10 protein-coding genes are annotated in these 16,337 nt (G+C 65.1%); 8 read left to right on the forward strand and 2 right to left on the reverse strand.

Annotated elements, in window-relative coordinates; genetic code table 11:
- Positions 1 to 53: 53 nt before the first annotated feature.
- From gltA to gluQRS, 4 genes are all read left to right on the forward strand, one after another.
- Positions 54 to 1,355, forward strand: coding sequence for a citrate synthase (gene gltA, locus AC56LN_RS04875; RefSeq protein WP_499570209.1), 1,302 nt, complete (start codon positions 54 to 56; stop codon positions 1,353 to 1,355).
- Positions 1,356 to 1,675: 320 nt separating this feature from the next.
- Positions 1,676 to 2,071, forward strand: a complete 396-nt coding sequence (gene rnk, locus AC56LN_RS04880) for a nucleoside diphosphate kinase regulator (RefSeq protein ID WP_499570210.1) — start codon at positions 1,676 to 1,678, stop codon at positions 2,069 to 2,071.
- 64 nt (positions 2,072 to 2,135) lie between these two features.
- Positions 2,136 to 2,639, forward strand: coding sequence for a nuclear transport factor 2 family protein (locus tag AC56LN_RS04885; RefSeq protein ID WP_499570212.1), 504 nt, complete (start codon positions 2,136 to 2,138; stop codon positions 2,637 to 2,639).
- A gap of 10 nt (positions 2,640 to 2,649) precedes the next feature.
- Positions 2,650 to 3,552 carry a tRNA glutamyl-Q(34) synthetase GluQRS gene (gluQRS, locus tag AC56LN_RS04890; protein WP_499570213.1) on the forward strand — a complete coding sequence of 301 codons (903 nt, stop codon included), beginning with the start codon at positions 2,650 to 2,652 and terminating at the stop codon, positions 3,550 to 3,552.
- 1 nt (position 3,553) lies between these two features.
- On the opposite strand, the gene AC56LN_RS04895 is transcribed toward gluQRS, so the two are convergent.
- Entirely contained in the window at positions 3,554 to 4,018 is a 465-nt protein-coding gene (locus AC56LN_RS04895) for a DUF421 domain-containing protein (protein WP_499570214.1), read from the reverse strand.
- 79 nt (positions 4,019 to 4,097) lie between these two features.
- The gene (locus tag AC56LN_RS04900) at positions 4,098 to 5,588 is read right to left on the reverse strand and encodes a SulP family inorganic anion transporter (RefSeq protein WP_499570215.1); all 1,491 of its coding nucleotides are present in this window, start codon (positions 5,586 to 5,588) and stop codon (positions 4,098 to 4,100) included.
- 445 nt (positions 5,589 to 6,033) lie between these two features.
- Here AC56LN_RS04900 and AC56LN_RS04905 point away from each other — a divergent pair, with 445 nt between their 5' ends.
- The 4 genes from AC56LN_RS04905 (at position 6,034) to AC56LN_RS04920 (ending at position 16,265) form a co-directional block, all read left to right on the forward strand.
- Positions 6,034 to 6,294: a hypothetical protein gene (locus tag AC56LN_RS04905; RefSeq protein WP_499570216.1), complete on the forward strand. Its 261-nt coding sequence runs from the start codon at positions 6,034 to 6,036 to the stop codon at positions 6,292 to 6,294.
- Between the two features lie 454 nt (positions 6,295 to 6,748).
- The gene (locus tag AC56LN_RS04910) at positions 6,749 to 9,943 is read left to right on the forward strand and encodes a TonB-dependent receptor (RefSeq protein ID WP_499570217.1); all 3,195 of its coding nucleotides are present in this window, start codon (positions 6,749 to 6,751) and stop codon (positions 9,941 to 9,943) included.
- Positions 9,944 to 10,251: 308 nt separating this feature from the next.
- A complete protein-coding gene (locus AC56LN_RS04915; RefSeq protein ID WP_499570218.1) occupies positions 10,252 to 12,951 on the forward strand; it encodes a beta-mannosidase in 2,700 nt (899 codons plus the stop codon).
- Positions 12,948 to 16,265, forward strand: coding sequence for a GH92 family glycosyl hydrolase (locus tag AC56LN_RS04920; RefSeq protein WP_499570219.1), 3,318 nt, complete (start codon positions 12,948 to 12,950; stop codon positions 16,263 to 16,265). The genes AC56LN_RS04915 and AC56LN_RS04920 overlap by 4 nt, the downstream gene beginning before the upstream one ends.
- Positions 16,266 to 16,337: the final 72 nt, after the last annotated feature.

Raw genomic sequence — 16,337 nt, forward strand, 5'->3', positions numbered from 1 at the left:
GCCCCCCGGTTTCGTTTTATTTTGTAGACCCACTCCCACAAGAAGGAAGTGCCATGAACATCTCTGATACCAAAGCCACCCTGTCGTTCTCGGACGGCAGCCCGTCGATCGACATGCCGATCTACAAAGGCACCATCGGCCCGGACGTCGTCGACATCCGCAAGCTGTACGGCGCGACCGGCAAGTTCACGTACGATCCTGGCTTCATGTCGACCGCCGCCTGTAACTCGAGCATCACCTACATCGACGGTGACAAGGGCGAGCTGCTGTACCGCGGTTACCCGATCGAGCAACTGGCCGTCAACTGCGACTTCCTGGAAACCTGCTACCTGCTGCTGAATGGCGAACTGCCAAACGCAGAGCAAAAAGAAGTGTTCACCGACACCGTGACCAAGCACACGATGATCCACGAGCAGATGAACTTCTTCTTCCGTGGCTTCCGCCGTGACGCGCACCCGATGTCGGTACTGGTCGGTACGGTCGGCGCGCTGGCGTCGTTCTACCATGACTCGCTGGACATCAACGATGCCAAGCAGCGCGAAATCTCGGCAATCCGCCTGATCGCCAAGCTGCCGACCCTGGTCGCGATGGCCTACAAGTACAACGTCGGCCAGCCGTTCGTGTACCCACGCAACGACCTGTCGTACAGCGCCAACTTCATGTACATGATGTTCGCCAACCCGTGCGAAGAGTACAAGGTCAACGACGTGCTGGTGCGCGCCCTGGACCGCATCCTGATCCTGCACGCAGACCACGAGCAGAATGCATCGACCTCGACCGTCCGTCTGGCCGGTTCGTCGGGCGCCAACCCGTTCGCCTGTATCGCAGCCGGCATCGCCTGCCTGTGGGGCCCTGCCCACGGCGGCGCGAACGAAGCAGCGCTGAACATGCTGAAGGAAATCGGCAGCGTCGAGAACATCCCGGCCTTCATCGAGAAGGTCAAGGACAAGAACTCGGGCGTCAAGCTGATGGGCTTCGGTCACCGCGTGTACAAGAACTTCGACCCGCGCGCCAAGCTGATGCGCGAAACCTGCCACGAAGTCTTGGCCGAGCTGGGTCTGCAGGACGACCCGCTGTTCAAGCTGGCAATGGAACTGGAACGCATCGCCCTCGAAGACGAATACTTCGTGTCGCGTAAACTCTACCCGAACGTCGACTTCTACTCGGGCATCGTGCAATCGGCACTGGGTATCCCGGTCACCATGTTCACCGGCATCTTCGCGATGGCCCGTACCATCGGCTGGATCGCGCAGTGGAACGAAATGATCGCCGATCCAGAGCAGAAGATTGGCCGTCCACGTCAGCTGTTCGTCGGCTCGCCGGCGCGTGACGTGCCGGAAATCGACAAGCGTTAATTCGCCCGTTCGATCGCTAAAAAAGCGGGCTGCGGCCCGCTTTTTTCATGGGCGCATGCAGCGACATTATTTCATTGGCCGACCCCTTTCATTGGCGCTGAAGAGGTCTATACTGAGCTCATCAGTATTAATTGCCGATATGAAATATTCCATGTCTTCCCGATCAGGCGAACCCATTGGCGCACGCACGCTGGCGCGGCTGGGCTTACTCCGTGCAGCCCATGGCCGAGCGGCGCACGGTATCAGTGTGTAGCGCCGCAGCCAGGCGCCGCCATCGCAGCGGCAAGCCGGCTCTTTCCAAGCTGACCGTGGAGACTGACATGAGTGATTCAATGGTTGTATCGTGGCTGGACCTCGAGCGCCTCGAGCGTGTGCTCGACCGGCTTTCGCCAGCGCAGGCCAGGGCGCGCGACGCGCTGCTGAGCGAACTCGAACATGCGCAACTGGTCGAGCCGTGGGAGATGCCGCCAGATGTCGTGACCATGAATTCGCGCGTGCGCTTTCGCGTGGCTGGCGCCAGCGAAGAAGAAACGATGACGCTGAGTTACCCGAACGATATGCAGGACACTGCGGAGCGCCTGTCGGTGCTCACGCCGGCCGGCATGGCGCTGCTGGGCGCGCGTGTCGGCGGGCGGATGGCGTGGCGGCAGCCCGATGGGCCGCACGAGGCCACGGTGCTCGGCATCGAGTATCAACCCGAACCGGCCAAGCGGTAGCGCCCCGGCCTGTTGCGTGCATGTGTAGAATGCTTCGCTCATGACTGTCATCGAGGGATCCACCATGCAACGCCTTTTCGCCGCCTGCTGTCTGTGCCTTTCCTTGTCGCTGGGCCTGAGCGGCGCCGCGCACGCTGCCACCGATGCGACCCTCACGCGCGAGGTCAATGCCTTCGTCGATGGCTGGCACGATGACGCCGCCAACACGCGCATGGCGTACTTCGACAAGATCGCCAGGGATGGTGTGTATATCGGCACCGACCGCACCGAGCTGTGGACGCGCGACGAATTCAAGGCCTGGTCGAAGAAGTACTTCGACGCCAAGTCCGCCTGGACCTTCAAGGCGACGCGCCGCAATGTCTACGCGTCCGCCGACAAGTCGCTGATCTGGTTCGACGAGCTGCTCGATACGAAGAACATGGGGCCGGCCATGGCCAGCGGCGTGCTGCGCAAGACGAAAACGGGCTTCGAGATCGTCCACTACCAGCTCTCGCTGGCGGTGCCCAATGCCGTCAACGACCAGGTCGTCGGCATCATCGCCGATCACGAAAAGCAACCAAAGAAATAAGCCGCCTGCAGTGAACGCGCATTACATCGGCCGCTTTGCGCCATCGCCTTCCGGGCCGCTGCACGCCGGCTCGCTGGTCGCGGCCATGGCCAGCTACCTCGATGCCCGCTGGCATGGCGGCACCTGGCTGATCCGCATCGAAGACATCGACGAAGGCCGCAGCGTGCCCGGCGCGGCCGAAGGCATCCTGCAATTGCTCGCCGCGCTGGGGATGGCGCACGACGGTGAGATCGTCTGGCAAAGCCGGCGCAAGCATTTGTATGAAGCCGCTGCCGCGCACATCGCGCAGGATACCTATCCATGCGGCTGCAACCGGCGCGAGATCGCCGATTCACGGATCGGCGTGGCGCCCGACGGCAGCGCCATCTATCCCGGCACCTGCCGCCATGGCCTGGGCCCGGGCCGCACGATGCGCAGCCTGCGCGTGCGCGTGCCGGCGGCGGGCGAGGATGCCATCACCTTCGTCGACCGCTTTGCCGGACCCGTCACGCAACACCTGGCGCGCGATGCCGGCGACTTCGTGCTCAAACGCGCCGACGGATTCTGGGCCTATCAACTGGCGGTCGTGGTGGACGACATCGAGCAGGGCGTGACCGACATCGTGCGCGGCGCAGATCTGCTCGACTCGACGCCGCGCCAGATTTATCTGCAGCGGCTGCTGGGAGCACCGACGCCGCGCTACCTGCACGTGCCGGTGGTTCGCAACAGCAATGGGGAGAAGTTGTCGAAGCAGACGGGCGCGCTTGCCGTCACGGCAGGCGACGCGCCTGCTGCAATCGGCGTGCTGATGGAGACCGCAGCGTTTCTGGGGCTTGCACTCGACGGACCAGCGCCAGATTCCATCGAGGGATTCTGGCGCGTCGCTATTCCCGCCTGGGGCCGCCTGCTGGCAGAACGCGCCGCAGCGATCTGATTTACTGCGGATTCTGCATGATGCTGATGGAGCCGTTCACTTCGAGGAACGCGCATTTCATCTTCAGGCGCGGGCAGTCGGCGCCGCGCAGCGCTTCTTCGACATCGTCCTGCGACAGACGGCAGCGCTTCATCACATCCTTGAAGAACACGCCATCGCGCCCGATCAGCACGGGGCTGCCCTCGATGATCGACTCGAACTTACGGCTGCGCGATGTCAGGAAGGCGACCAGCACCGTCAGCGCCACCAGCGTCGCAGCGATGACCAGCCCACCGAGCAGCGACTCGTCGCCACCCGTCATCGAATTGGACACGGATTCGGACAACAGCATCACCACCAGCAGGTCGAATGGCTTGAATTGCCCCACCGTGCGGCGCCCTGAAATGCGCATCATCGCGAGCAGGGCGCAGTAGACGATCGCGCCGCGCGCGATCAGCTCCCACCAGGGAAGATCGAAGTCGAACATGGCGCCTCCAGGGGCATGAAATAGGCGCTGATTGTAATCAATCTGCCAACATCATGACGCCCGTCTGCGCCATGCCCGATCAGTGACCGGCCAGCATGTCTTCAGCGCCGTCCTTGTCGTGAATGGCGAACCGGTTCATCAAGGTAGCGCTGGCTTCATTCAGCCCATGCACGACCACCTGCGCACCGGCCCGGCGCAACTTCAGCACCACCTTGTCGAGTGCACCGATGGCGGTGATGTCCCAGAAGTGCGCGTCGCTCAGGTCGATATGCACGGTAGCGCGCGTCGGGCTGTAGTCGAACGCATGGACGAGCTGGTCGGACGACACGAAGAACACGTGGCCGCTGACCAGATAGTGGCGGACTTCGCTGCCGTCCTTGTTCGCCTCGACGCGCGAGGTCACGCCCAGCATCCGGCTGACTTTCTGCGCAAAGAACACGCCAGACAGCAGCACGCCCGCCAGCACGCCCTTGGCCAGGTCGTGCGTGGCCACGGTGACGATGACGGTGGCGAGCATGACGATGCTCGAGCTGGTTGGATGCGCGCGCAGGTTGCTGATCGAGCCCCAGCTGAACGTGCCGATCGCCACCATGATCATCACGGCGACCAGCGCCGCCATCGGAATCTGGCGCACCCAGTCGCCCAGGAACACGACCATGAACAGCAGCACGATGCCGGCGGTCAGCGTCGACAGGCGGGTGCGTCCACCAGACTTGATGTTGATCACCGACTGGCCGATCATCGCGCAGCCGGCCATGCCGCCGATGAAGCCGGTGGCGACGTTGGCGATGCCCTGGCCGACGCATTCACGGTTCTTGTCGCTGCGGGTATCGGTCAGGTCGTCGACGATCGTGGCGGTCATCAGCGATTCGAGCAGGCCCACCAGCATCAGCGTGGCCGAGTACGGCAAGATGATCTGCAGGGTTTCGAGACTGAACGGCACGTTCGGGATCAGGAACGACGGCAGGCTGTCGGGCAGCTGGCCCATGTCGCCGACGGTGCGGATGTCCAGGCCCAGCGCAATGGATGTGCCGGTCATCACGACGATCGCGACCAGTGGCGACGGCACGGCGCGCGTCAGGTACGGCAGGCCGTAGATGATGACCAGCGCGGCCGCCGTGACGGCGTATACGTGCCACGTGACGTCCGTCAGTTCGGGTAACTGCGCGAGGAAAATCAGGATCGCCAGTGCATTGACGAAGCCCGTGACCACCGAACGCGAAACGAACCGCATCAGCCGGCCAAGCTTGATCCAGCCGGCGACGATCTGCAGCACGCCGGTCAGGATGGTGGCGGCCAGCAGGTAGTCAAGGCCGTGCTCCTTCACGAGCGAGACCATGATCAGCGCCATGGCGCCGGTGGCAGCGGAAATCATGCCCGGGCGCCCGCCGAAAAACGCGATCAGCGTCGCGATCGAGAACGACGCGTACAGGCCGACCTTCGGATCGACGCCGGCAATGATGGAAAACGCAATGGCCTCGGGGATGAGGGCGAGAGCGACGACGATGCCTGCAAGCAGGTCACCGCGGACGTTGGAGAACCAGTCCTGACGGATGTGTTGGAATACCATGAGAATACCTTCCCGGGCTGTAACAGCCGAGTGCAAGAAATGGACGCGCCATGCACGAAGCAGGGCGCAGCAAGACGAACGACAACGCACCGGCGTCGTGATGACGGCGGTGCATGGACGTGCAATGGGGAAGGGGTATTACGGGGGTGTTACTGAGCAGAAATAACCGCGTGGCAGTCCGCATCCAGGGAAGGATGCCGCAGCCAGCCGCATCACGGCGCGACGCGTGCTGTGAGCACATTGGGCGCGGGGGAGCTGGGTGGCGGGGAGGAACATGACGGTCATAGCCCATTATTTTGCACCGCAACATAACTTCAGTCAAGTCGCATGCTGCTGCGGTGCGTCCCCGATTACCTTGCTGGCGGCTTGACGGCCGGCCCATCAACCGTTGCGGGCGCTGGCGCTGGCGCGTCAGACGTCCCCGCGACTGGCGGTGGTGGCGGCGGTGGCGCAGCCCGCTTGCCGTTCGCTGGTGGTGCCGGTGGCGCCGGCGGCGCTGGCCTGTCTTTCAGTGCGTGACCACCCCGTGGTGGCGGTGGCGGTGGCGCGCCGACTGGTGGTGCCGGCGGTGCTGGTGGCGCCAGTTCACCAGCTGGCGGTGCTGGTGGGACTGGTGGGACTGGTGGTGGTGCGCACTTGCTGGTGGTGCCACGGCAGTCGGGTTGCCCGGCAGCGTGCGCCAGGCTGGCTGACAGTGGCAGGCTGATGGCCAGGCCGAGGGCGAGGCTGGATCGGATGATACGGTTCATGATGTTCTCCTTGGTGGGCATGAAACACATCGTGCGCCAACAATGTGGAGAAATCGTGGAGACACCCGATCTCGTCAATTCAACGCGAAACATTCCTGAGGGCAAATTTTGCAATCGTCGTTTACTAAACGGCACTAAACTTCACGCAAACTGCCAAAGTTTGTTGAGGCCTCACACATTACTTGTATAAATTTGCGGTACCGGTTTGCAGCACCCTGCGATATGCAGGAGAGATGCACGCCGTTTAGTAAATCTGCGACAGGCCGGCCTGCGACACCGTGAGAACGTGTCACGCCGGTTTGACCATCGGGACGCTTCACGTTGCGGTGCGCAAAGGCTGCCGGTTGACCAACGCCAAACCAGCTGCCGCCATAAAAGATAGCCCATACAGGGCACGACCAGGAGACACACATGCATTCACACATCCACCGCGCTTCACGGCAGCGCTGCAGCGTCACGCCCATCGCCATGGCCGTCAGCCTCGCGTTGCTGTCGCTGTCCACCGTCCACGCCCAGACCGTGCCGGTTGACGGAGCAGCCCAGCCGCCGGCCGCACAGCCTGGCGCAGCGCAGACGTTCCCGGCCGCAGCCGCAGCCACCGATGCGCCGTCCGCTGACCAGCCCGCTGGCGCCAGCCCGACGACGGTGGTGGTGACGGGGTTCCGCTACTCCATCGAGAAAAGCCTCGACCAGAAGCGTGAGGCCAATTCGATCGTCGAGGTGGTGACCGCCGAAGACGTCGGCAAATTCCCGGACAAGAACGTGGCCGATGCGCTGCAGCGCGTGCCGGGCGTGGTCGTCACCCGCAGTGGCGGCGAAGGCAAGAACGTCAGCGTGCGCGGCCTGTCGTCCGACCTGACCCTGACCCAGCTGAATGGCAACTACGTCGCCACCGCCGAATCGAATGGCGATCCGTCGCGCTCGTTCAACTACATGCTGATGCCGTCGAACATGCTGGCCAGCGCCGAGCTCTACAAGACGTCCGAAGCGCGCTTCGACGAAGGCGGCATCGGCGGCACGGTGATCCTGCGCACGCGCCGGCCACTCGACGTCAAGTCGGGTACGGGCTTCGTCAATGCCGAAGGCACCTGGGCAGATACCACCAAGAAGACCGATCCGCAGTTCTCCGGCCAGTACGCGTGGCACGATGAGAGCAACCGCTTCGGCGTGCTGGTTGGCTACACCCAGCAAAAGCGCACCACGCGCACGATGGGCGCGAGTACCGAGAACTGGCAATGGTATGCCGACGACTACAAGGCGCAGCCGCCGGTGGGCGCGGATGGCCAGCCATCCAAGCTGAACTCGTTCTGGTGGGGCCAGTCGGGCTTCTACGACCAGTCGGGCAAGTACTACACCAAGTTCGCGATGCCGACCGCCGTCGCGCTGGACGTGCGCACCACCGAGCGCGAGCGCAAGGGCGGGCAGGTCACGCTGCAGTTCAAGCCGCTGCGCAACCTGAACATGACGGCCAACTACTTCCGCTTCGACCTGCAGCAGAATTCGCAGCTCAACCAGCTGAAGGTCCCTGAGTGGAATATCGCGCGCTACGACGGCGACGGCAACTGGCCGGGCGGGCGCCTGCTCGATGGCCTCACGTTCGACCCGAGCGGCACCATCGTCACCGGCGCGCAGTACAGCGCGCGCCCGGGCAAAGCGTACTACTGCAACAGCGCGCAGGCCGGCGCCGGCGGGCTGACCAATACCGGTGGCTTCGGTCCGGACGACTGCACGATCCCGACCCCGCAGATCGCCGGCAGCTACAGCCGCGAGAAGGCGCTGTCGCAGACGGCCGACTTCGAAGTCGAATGGAAGGGCGAGTCCGTCGACGCCACCGTCAAGGCTGGCCGCACCTGGGCCAAGGGCGGCCCGGAACTGCAATTCGGCATGCCGATCAAGCCGCGCCGGCAGAATGCCGACGGCAGCTGGTCGCTCGGTAACACGGCCACGTCGTGGGACGTGAGCGGCACGCCGACGATGACCTTCGCGCCGGAACTGATGCAGAACCTGAAGAACGGCATCGGCGAGATCGACCTGGGTTCCACCTCGTCGTCCTGGACCCGCAACAGCACCGAACAGAACTACGCGCAGGCCGACCTGACCTGGCACGCCGATAGCAGCTGGCTCGACTCGGTCCAGTTCGGCGCCAAGTACCGCGACGGCGGCACCAGCCGCAGCACCGGCAACAACTACTGGGTCTGCAAGGGCGCCAATCCAGGCGACTACGACAGCCGCTACCAGAACGGCTGCGATTCGTCGGCCAACCAGTTCCGTCCCGAGTTCCTGTACGACGAATCGCTGGGCAACCTGACGGGCGGCCTGAAGGCCAGCGCTTTCCCGGGCATCAATTACCCGGCGTATATCTCGTACCTGAACCAGACGTATGGCGAGATGCAGACCCGCAACGAAGACAACTTCATCTACAACGTGGATGAAAAGATCACGTCGATGTATTTGCAGGGCAATTTCAAGACTGACCGCCTGCGCGGTAACCTGGGCGTGCGCGTCGTGCGCACCCGCCAGCATGCCGATTCGACGGACAAGGTCGACTACTACAACGACTACTTCTTCGACGGTCCCGACGGTACGCCGGCACCATGCCTGGCCGGTGGCCTGCCAGCCGCCGGTGCGCCTGCCGGCTCGGGTTGCACGAGCGGCTTCACGGTCGTGCCGGACAGCGAAACCAATCCGGCCACGGGCCACGTGTCGACCTACGTCGTCAGCGCGCTCGACCGCACCTACACGGACGTGCTGCCAAGCCTGAACGTCGCCTACGACCTGACCGACACGCTGCTGCTGCGCGGCGCCGCTTCGAAGGTCGTGGCACGCCCGAGCTACAACGATATCGGCGCGCCGGGTTCCCTGAGCAACTACAGCCAGGAATACGTCAACGATCGCCGCCTGATCGGTGGCGGTGACCGCCAGGGCTGGTTCGGTTCGGGCAGCAACAAGGATCTTGAGCCGTACCAGGCCACGCAGTACGACCTGGGCCTGGAGTGGTACTTCCACCGCGGCTCGGTGCTCGGCGCCGGCATCTTCCGCAAGAACGTCAAGAACTTCGCGGTGCCGGTGGTGCGTGACGTCAACCTGAACCTGGGTGGCGAGGCGATCGCGGTGCAGAATTACTCGACCAGTGCCGGCGGGCGCGACGCGGTGTCGAAAGGCATCGAGTTGTACGCCCAGCACACGTTCGACAATGGCATCGGCTTCCAGCTCAACTACACGTACAACAAGACCAACCAGGCTGCCATCACGCTGGCCGACGGCACCGAGATCGGCACCTCGCCACTGGTGGGCAGCGCCAAGAACCAGGCCAACGTGACGGTGTTCTACTCGACGGACCGGCTCATGCTGCGCGCGTCGTACAACCGCCGCGGGCTGGTGGTCAACGGCCTGATGAACGGCTTGAACGTGTATGAGGCGCCGTACAGCCAGGTCGATCTGAACGCGTCGTACAACTTCACGCCGCAGCTGAGCCTGACCGCATCGGTCCTGAACGCCACCGAGGAAGAGTCGCACTCCTACCTGGGCAACGACACCAAGTCGCGCTTCTACAGCAACAACTACGCCGGCCGTGTGGCGTATATGGGCCTGAACTACAAGTTCTGAGTCTGCAGCAACCATCGCCGCGGTCACGCGTTCAACCAGCCCGGGTTTGCCACACAATCACGTTGGGTTGAACGCGTGGACGGCGTAGCCGTCCACCCTACGCCCGCAGGACACGCGTCCGACAAACCTCGGGTTTGCCACACGCGTCCAACGAACCCGGGGTTTGCCACTGGCGTCCAATGACCCCGGGGTTTGCCACACACGTAGGGTGGACGGGTTCCCCGTCCACGCGTCCAACGACCCCCGGGTTCGTCACAAAATCAGGTTGGTTTAAACGCAGGACAGTGTCTCTTTTCCAGGATCACGCCATGAACGACCGGATCAACACGATCTCGACGGCCGGCGGCGGCTGGCGCGCGCTGTGCGCCGGCCTGCTTCTTTTCTTTTGCGCGGGCCTCGCCCTGGCCAACCCATCCGACAAGCTCGTCATCGACGGCGGCTGGCGCTTCCACCTGTTGCCGGGCGACGCGCGCGAAGCAGCGCACCCCGACCTCATGCCATGGCGCGCCGCCACCGTGCCGGGCACCGTGCACACCGACCTGCTGGCCCACGGCCTGATTCCCGATCCGTACGTCGGCGCGCCCGAAGCAAACCTGCAGTGGATCGGCCTGGCCGACTGGGAATACCGCACCGCGTTCGACGTCCCGCGCGCCGTGCTGCAGCGCGCGCGCAGCGAGCTGGTCTTCGCCGGGCTCGACACCTTTGCCGAAGTCTGGCTCAACGGCGTCAAGCTGCTCGATGCGAACAATGCGTTTCGCACCTGGCGCGTGCCGGTGGGGGGCCGCCTGCGTGAACACGGCAACATCCTGCGCATCGTCTTCCGTTCACCAATCAACACGATGCTGCCGCAGGTCGCCGCGATGCCGCACAAGATCGCCGGCAATTACGCGTCGCCCTACGGCGATGAACCGAAAGACGTATTGAGCGCGAACTTCGTGCGCAAACCCGGCTATCACTATGGCTGGGACTGGGGCCCGCGCTACGTCACAGCCGGCATCGGCAAGCCCGTCGTGCTGCACAGCTGGGATGCGGTGCGCATCGACGACCTGCAGCTGCGCCAGGACCGCGTCGACGCCGCGCGCGCGGATGTCGCCGCCATCGCGTCGCTCGACGTGGTGCGCGCCGGGCGCTTCACGCTGCGCCTATGGCAGACGGCGCCCGGCGGCGAGCGTACGCTCGCGGCGACGCAGCGCATCGACCTGCGCGCCGGCGCCAACCGCATTGAATTACCGGTACGGATCGACGATCCACAGCGCTGGTTCCCGAACGGCTACGGCAAGCAGCCGCTGTACCGCTACCAGCTCGAAGTCGACCATGGTAACCGCACACTTGCGACGCACGCTGCCCGCACGGGCCTGCGCAGCGTCGAACTGCGGCGCGACCGCGACGCCGCCGGCCAGGGCTTCTATTTCGTCATCAACGGGATCCCCGTGTTTGCCAAGGGCGCCAACACGATCCCGTTCGACATGTTCCAGCCGCGCGTGCGCCGCGAGCAGCTACGGCGCGTGCTGCAATCGGCCGCCGACGCCAATATGAACATGCTGCGCAGCTGGGGCGGTGGCTATTACGAGGACGAGGATTTCTACGACATGGCCGATGAACTGGGCCTGATGGTCTGGCAGGATTTCATGTTCGGCGGCGGGATGCAGCCGGCGTACGATCCGGCGTTTCGCGCGAATGTCGTCCACGAGGCACGCGACCAGGTGCGGCGACTGCGCAACCGCCCGAGCGTCGTGCTCTGGTGCGGCAATAACGAACAGGAGATCGCCTGGAAAAACTGGGGCCACCGCAAGACGCTCGAGCGCGCCGATCCGGTGTTCGCCAGCCAGGTCTGGGACGGCTATGTTGCGCTGTTCGGCGTCGACCTGCGCCGCGTGGTGGCTGAAGAAGGCGGCGGCATCGGCTACTGGTCAAGCTCGCCCGGCAACGATTTGCAGGAGGCGGCCAACACGCCCGGCAGTGGCGACATGCATTACTGGGAAGTGTGGGGCAATCCGGCGCATCCGGTCTCCAACTACCTCGACATCACGCCGCGCTTCATGTCCGAGTATGGGCTGCAAGCGTGGCCGGTCCAGCGCACGATCGATGCGTTTGCCACGCGCGCCGAGCAGGGCGTGGCCACGCCGGTCATCGAAGCGCACCAGAAATTCATGGCCGGCAAGGGCAATGAGCGCCTGATGAAATACGTGCAGGCGCAATTCGGCGAACCGGTTGATTTTCCCGCGTTTGCCTATCTGAGCCAGGTGATGCAGGCCGACGGCATCGAGCTGGCCGCGCTGCACCATCGGCGCAGCCGCCCGCACACAATGGGTTCGCTATACTGGCAACTGAATGATGTGTGGCCGGGCGCGTCGTGGTCGAGCATCGACTGGTTCGGCCGCCCGAAGGCGCTGCAGTTTCATGCGCGCCGCTTCTTTGCGCCGGTCGCCGTCGCGGCATTGCGCGACGCCCGGGGCGCCACGCGCGTCAGCCTGCTCAACGACCGCACGCACACCGTGCAGGGGACACTGCGAACGCGCGTGATGTCGCTCGATGGCGCCGTGCTGCGCGATACGCGCGAGGCCATGACCATCGCGCCGCTGTCGGCGGTCGACGCGGGCGCGTATGCTGACGCCGACTTGCTCGCTGGCGCCGATCCTGCATCGACCGTCGCCGTGTTCACGCTGCAGGTGGATGGCGAGCCGGCATCGACCGGCGTCGTCTACTTCGTGCCGGCAAAAGACGTCGCCTGGCGCGATCCCGGCCTGCACACGACCGTGCACCGCGATGGCGATGGCTACCGCATCGAGCTCACGGCAGCGACACTGGCGCGCGGCGTCTGGCTCGATGCCGGCGACGTCGATGCGCAGTTCCACGACAATGCGTTGACCGTGCTGCCGGGCGAACCCGTCACCGTGCACGTGACCTCTACCGCCAGCGACAGCGTGCTGCGCGCCGCCCTTCATGTCCGTTCGCTGCGTGATGCCATGCGCGCGACCAACCCAACTTCCTGGAAGATCACCCCATGAACAAGACCCACACCATCGGCGCCGCCGTGGCCATGCTGCTGGCTGGCATGGCCAATGCCGCCGAACCCCGCACTGCGAACGGTTTTGCCACCTCGTTCGAAGCGAACGAACCCGTTCCTGCCACCGCCGCGGGCGAGGGCATGCGGGTCACGCCGGGCAGCGGCCCTGATAAACCCTACGCGGCCAAGGCGAAGGCCGGGTACACGGGCCTGCGCGCGCTGCAGTATCGCGCGGACGGCAAGGGCGGACGTTTGCCGCTGTTCGCGGTCGACCTGGCGATCAAGGCCGACACGGTCCTGTCGTGGAAGGTGCTGCCCGAAATCGTCGATGGCGACATCGCCACCTCCACCGGCGTGGCGCTGGACCTTGTGCTGGACGACGGTCGCCGGATCTCGAGCCTGGACCTGCGCGACAACCACGGCGTGCGCATCGACGCGGCGGCGCAGGCCAGGTCGAACACCCTGTATCCGCAGCAGTGGGCGCACAAGTCGGTGCGCCTGGGCAGCCTGGCGGGGCGCCGCATCAAGGCGATCGAGCTGGCGCTGCAGCCCACTGCCGCTGCCGGCGCCAGCGGCTGGCTCGATGACATCGTCATCGGTGAACAGACCCAGGCAGGCGTCAAGCGATTGACCGACCACGTGCTGACCACGCGCGGCACCCAGGCCAACGGCACCTTCTCGCGCGGGAACAATATCCCGGCCACGGCGATGCCGCACGGCTTCAACTTCTGGACGCCCGCCACCGACGCCAGCACCCTAAGCTGGCTGTATCGCTGGAACGAACAGAACGACGAAAACAACCGCCCGCGCCTGCAGGCGCTGTCGCTGAGCCACCAGCCGAGCCCCTGGATGGGCGACCGCCAGACCTTCCAGATCATGCCGTCGAACGCGAGCGGCCAGCCCGATGCCGACCGCAAGCGCCGCGCGCTGTCGTTCTCGCACGAGAACGAAGTGGCGCGTGCGCACACGTACCGCGTGGACTTCGACAACGGCATCCGCGCCGAGATCGCGCCGAGTGAACGGGCGGCGATCTTCCGCTTCCGCTTCCCGCAAGGGGGCGACGCCAACCTGCTGTTCGATAACGTCGACGCACGCGGCGGCCTGCGCCTGGACGCGGCCACGCAGACGCTGCGCGGCTACACCGACACGCGCAGCGGCCTGTCGAACGGTGCCACGCGCATGTTCGTGTTCGCCCGCTTCGACCAGCGCTGGCAGGCCAGCGGCCCCCTCGAAACAGGCCGCCCGACCGGGTACATCAAGTTCAACGCCGACGGCGGCGAAGTGCGCATGCGCATCGCCACGTCGCTGATCTCGGTCGAGCAGGCGCAGAAAAACCTCGCGCTGGAAATCGGCGACGCCGGTTTCGACACCGTGCGCGAGCGCGCGCAGGCCGCGTGGGACAAGGAGCTGGGGCGGGTAAAGGTGGACGGCGCCAGCGACGACCAGCTGACGACGGTCTACTCGAACCTGTACCGCCTGTTCCTGTACCCGAACGTCGGCCATGAAAACGTCGGCAGCGCGCAGCAGCCCGACTGGCGTCATGCCGACCAGAGCGGCTGGTCGCAGGCCAACACCGGCGGCGACGCCGACAAGACCTCCGCACCGGTCGTCGCCGGCAAGGTGTATGTCAACAACGGCTTCTGGGACACGTTCCGCACGACGTGGCCGGCCTACGCGCTGCTGGCGCCGACCCGCGCCGGCGAGATGGTCGACGGCTTCTTGCAGCAGTACCGCGATGGCGGCTGGGTGGCGCGCTGGTCGTCGCCCGGCTACGCTGACCTGATGGTCGGCACCAGTTCCGACGTCGCTTTCGCCGATGCCTGGCTAAAGGGCGTGCGCGGCTTCGATGCGCATCAGGCCTATGAGGCAGCGCTGAAAAACGCGACCGTCGTGCCGCCCGTGTCGAACGTCGGGCGCAAGGGTCTGGGCAAGTCGATGTACCGCGGCTATGCCGATGCGTCGGTCCATGAAGGCATGTCGTGGACGCTCGAAGGTGCGCTGAACGACTTCGGCCTGGCGCAGATGGCGACCGCGCTGGCCGGCGGGGAAGGGGACACCGCGCGCGGGCGTCGCTACCGCGAAGAAGCCGCGTACTTCGGCGCGCGCGCCACCGACTACGTCCACCTGTACGACCCGGCCACGGGCTTCTTCCGCGGCCGCGACGCCAAGGGTGCGTGGCGCGAACCGGCCAAGGCATTCGACCCGCGCCGCTGGGGCGGCGACTACACGGAAGCCAATGCCTGGAACTTCGCGTTCACCGTGCCGCACGACGCCGAAGGGCTGGCCAGCCTGATGGGCGGGCGCGCGGCGCTGGGCAAGCGCCTCGACACGTTCTTCGCCACGCCCGAAACGGCGCAGGCGGCGTTCTCGGGCAGCTACCGCCAGGTAATCCACGAAATGACCGAAGCGCGCGACGTGCGCATGGGGATGTACGCCCACAGCAACCAGCCGTCGCACCACATCCCATGGATGTACGCGGCCGCCGGCCAGCCGGCCAAGACGCAGAAGATCACGCGCGACATCCTGGCACGCCTGTACCTGGGCAGCGAAATCGGGCAAGGCTATGCGGGCGACGAAGACAATGGCGAGATGTCGGCCTGGTACACGTTCGCGATGATGGGCCTGTATCCGCTGCGGATGGGGTCACCGGAATACGTGATCGGCTCGCCGGCCTTCGCGCGCACCGACGTGCGCCTGGAAAACGGCCGCACGCTGACCGTGATCGCGCATGACAACAGCACTGAGAACGTCTACGTGCAGTCGCTGAAGGTCAATGGCAAGCCGTGGACCAAACCATGGATCCGCCACGACGACATCGCTGGCGGCGCGACGCTGGAATTCACGATGGGCAGCACGCCATCGACCTGGGGCACCGGCGCCGGCGCCTTGCCGGCATCGCTGACGCCAACGGGCAAACGGCCTGCAGGCCTGATCGACCGCAGCAAGGGCGCCACGCTCACGCTGGACGGCAAGCGCGCCTCCGCAATGCTGACCGACGACGATGCGGCGACAGCCGTGGAAGTACCGGCGGCTGCCAACATCGGTATCACCCTTGGCAAGAGCGCGCGCATCAGCCACTACACGCTCACCGGCGGCATGGCGCCGCTGGGCAAGGTGTCGTGGACGCTGGAAGGTCGCGACGCCAAGGGTGGCTGGGTTGCGCTCGACACGCGCGAGAACGAAGTCTTTGCCTGGGAGCGTCAGCTGCGCCCATTCGGCATCGTCAAGCCCGGCGTGTACAAGGTGTACCGCTTGCGCTTTGCGCAAGGCGCGGCGTTCGAGCTGGCCGAAGTGGAGCTGCTCGAAGCGCGGTAAACACGCGGCACTCTGGGGTACGGCTTGTTTACTAAAACGCGCTAAAACACGGGCAGTTTAGTCTGCCCGCGT

The organism is Telluria sp. ZT3P26 (assembly GCF_059686035.1).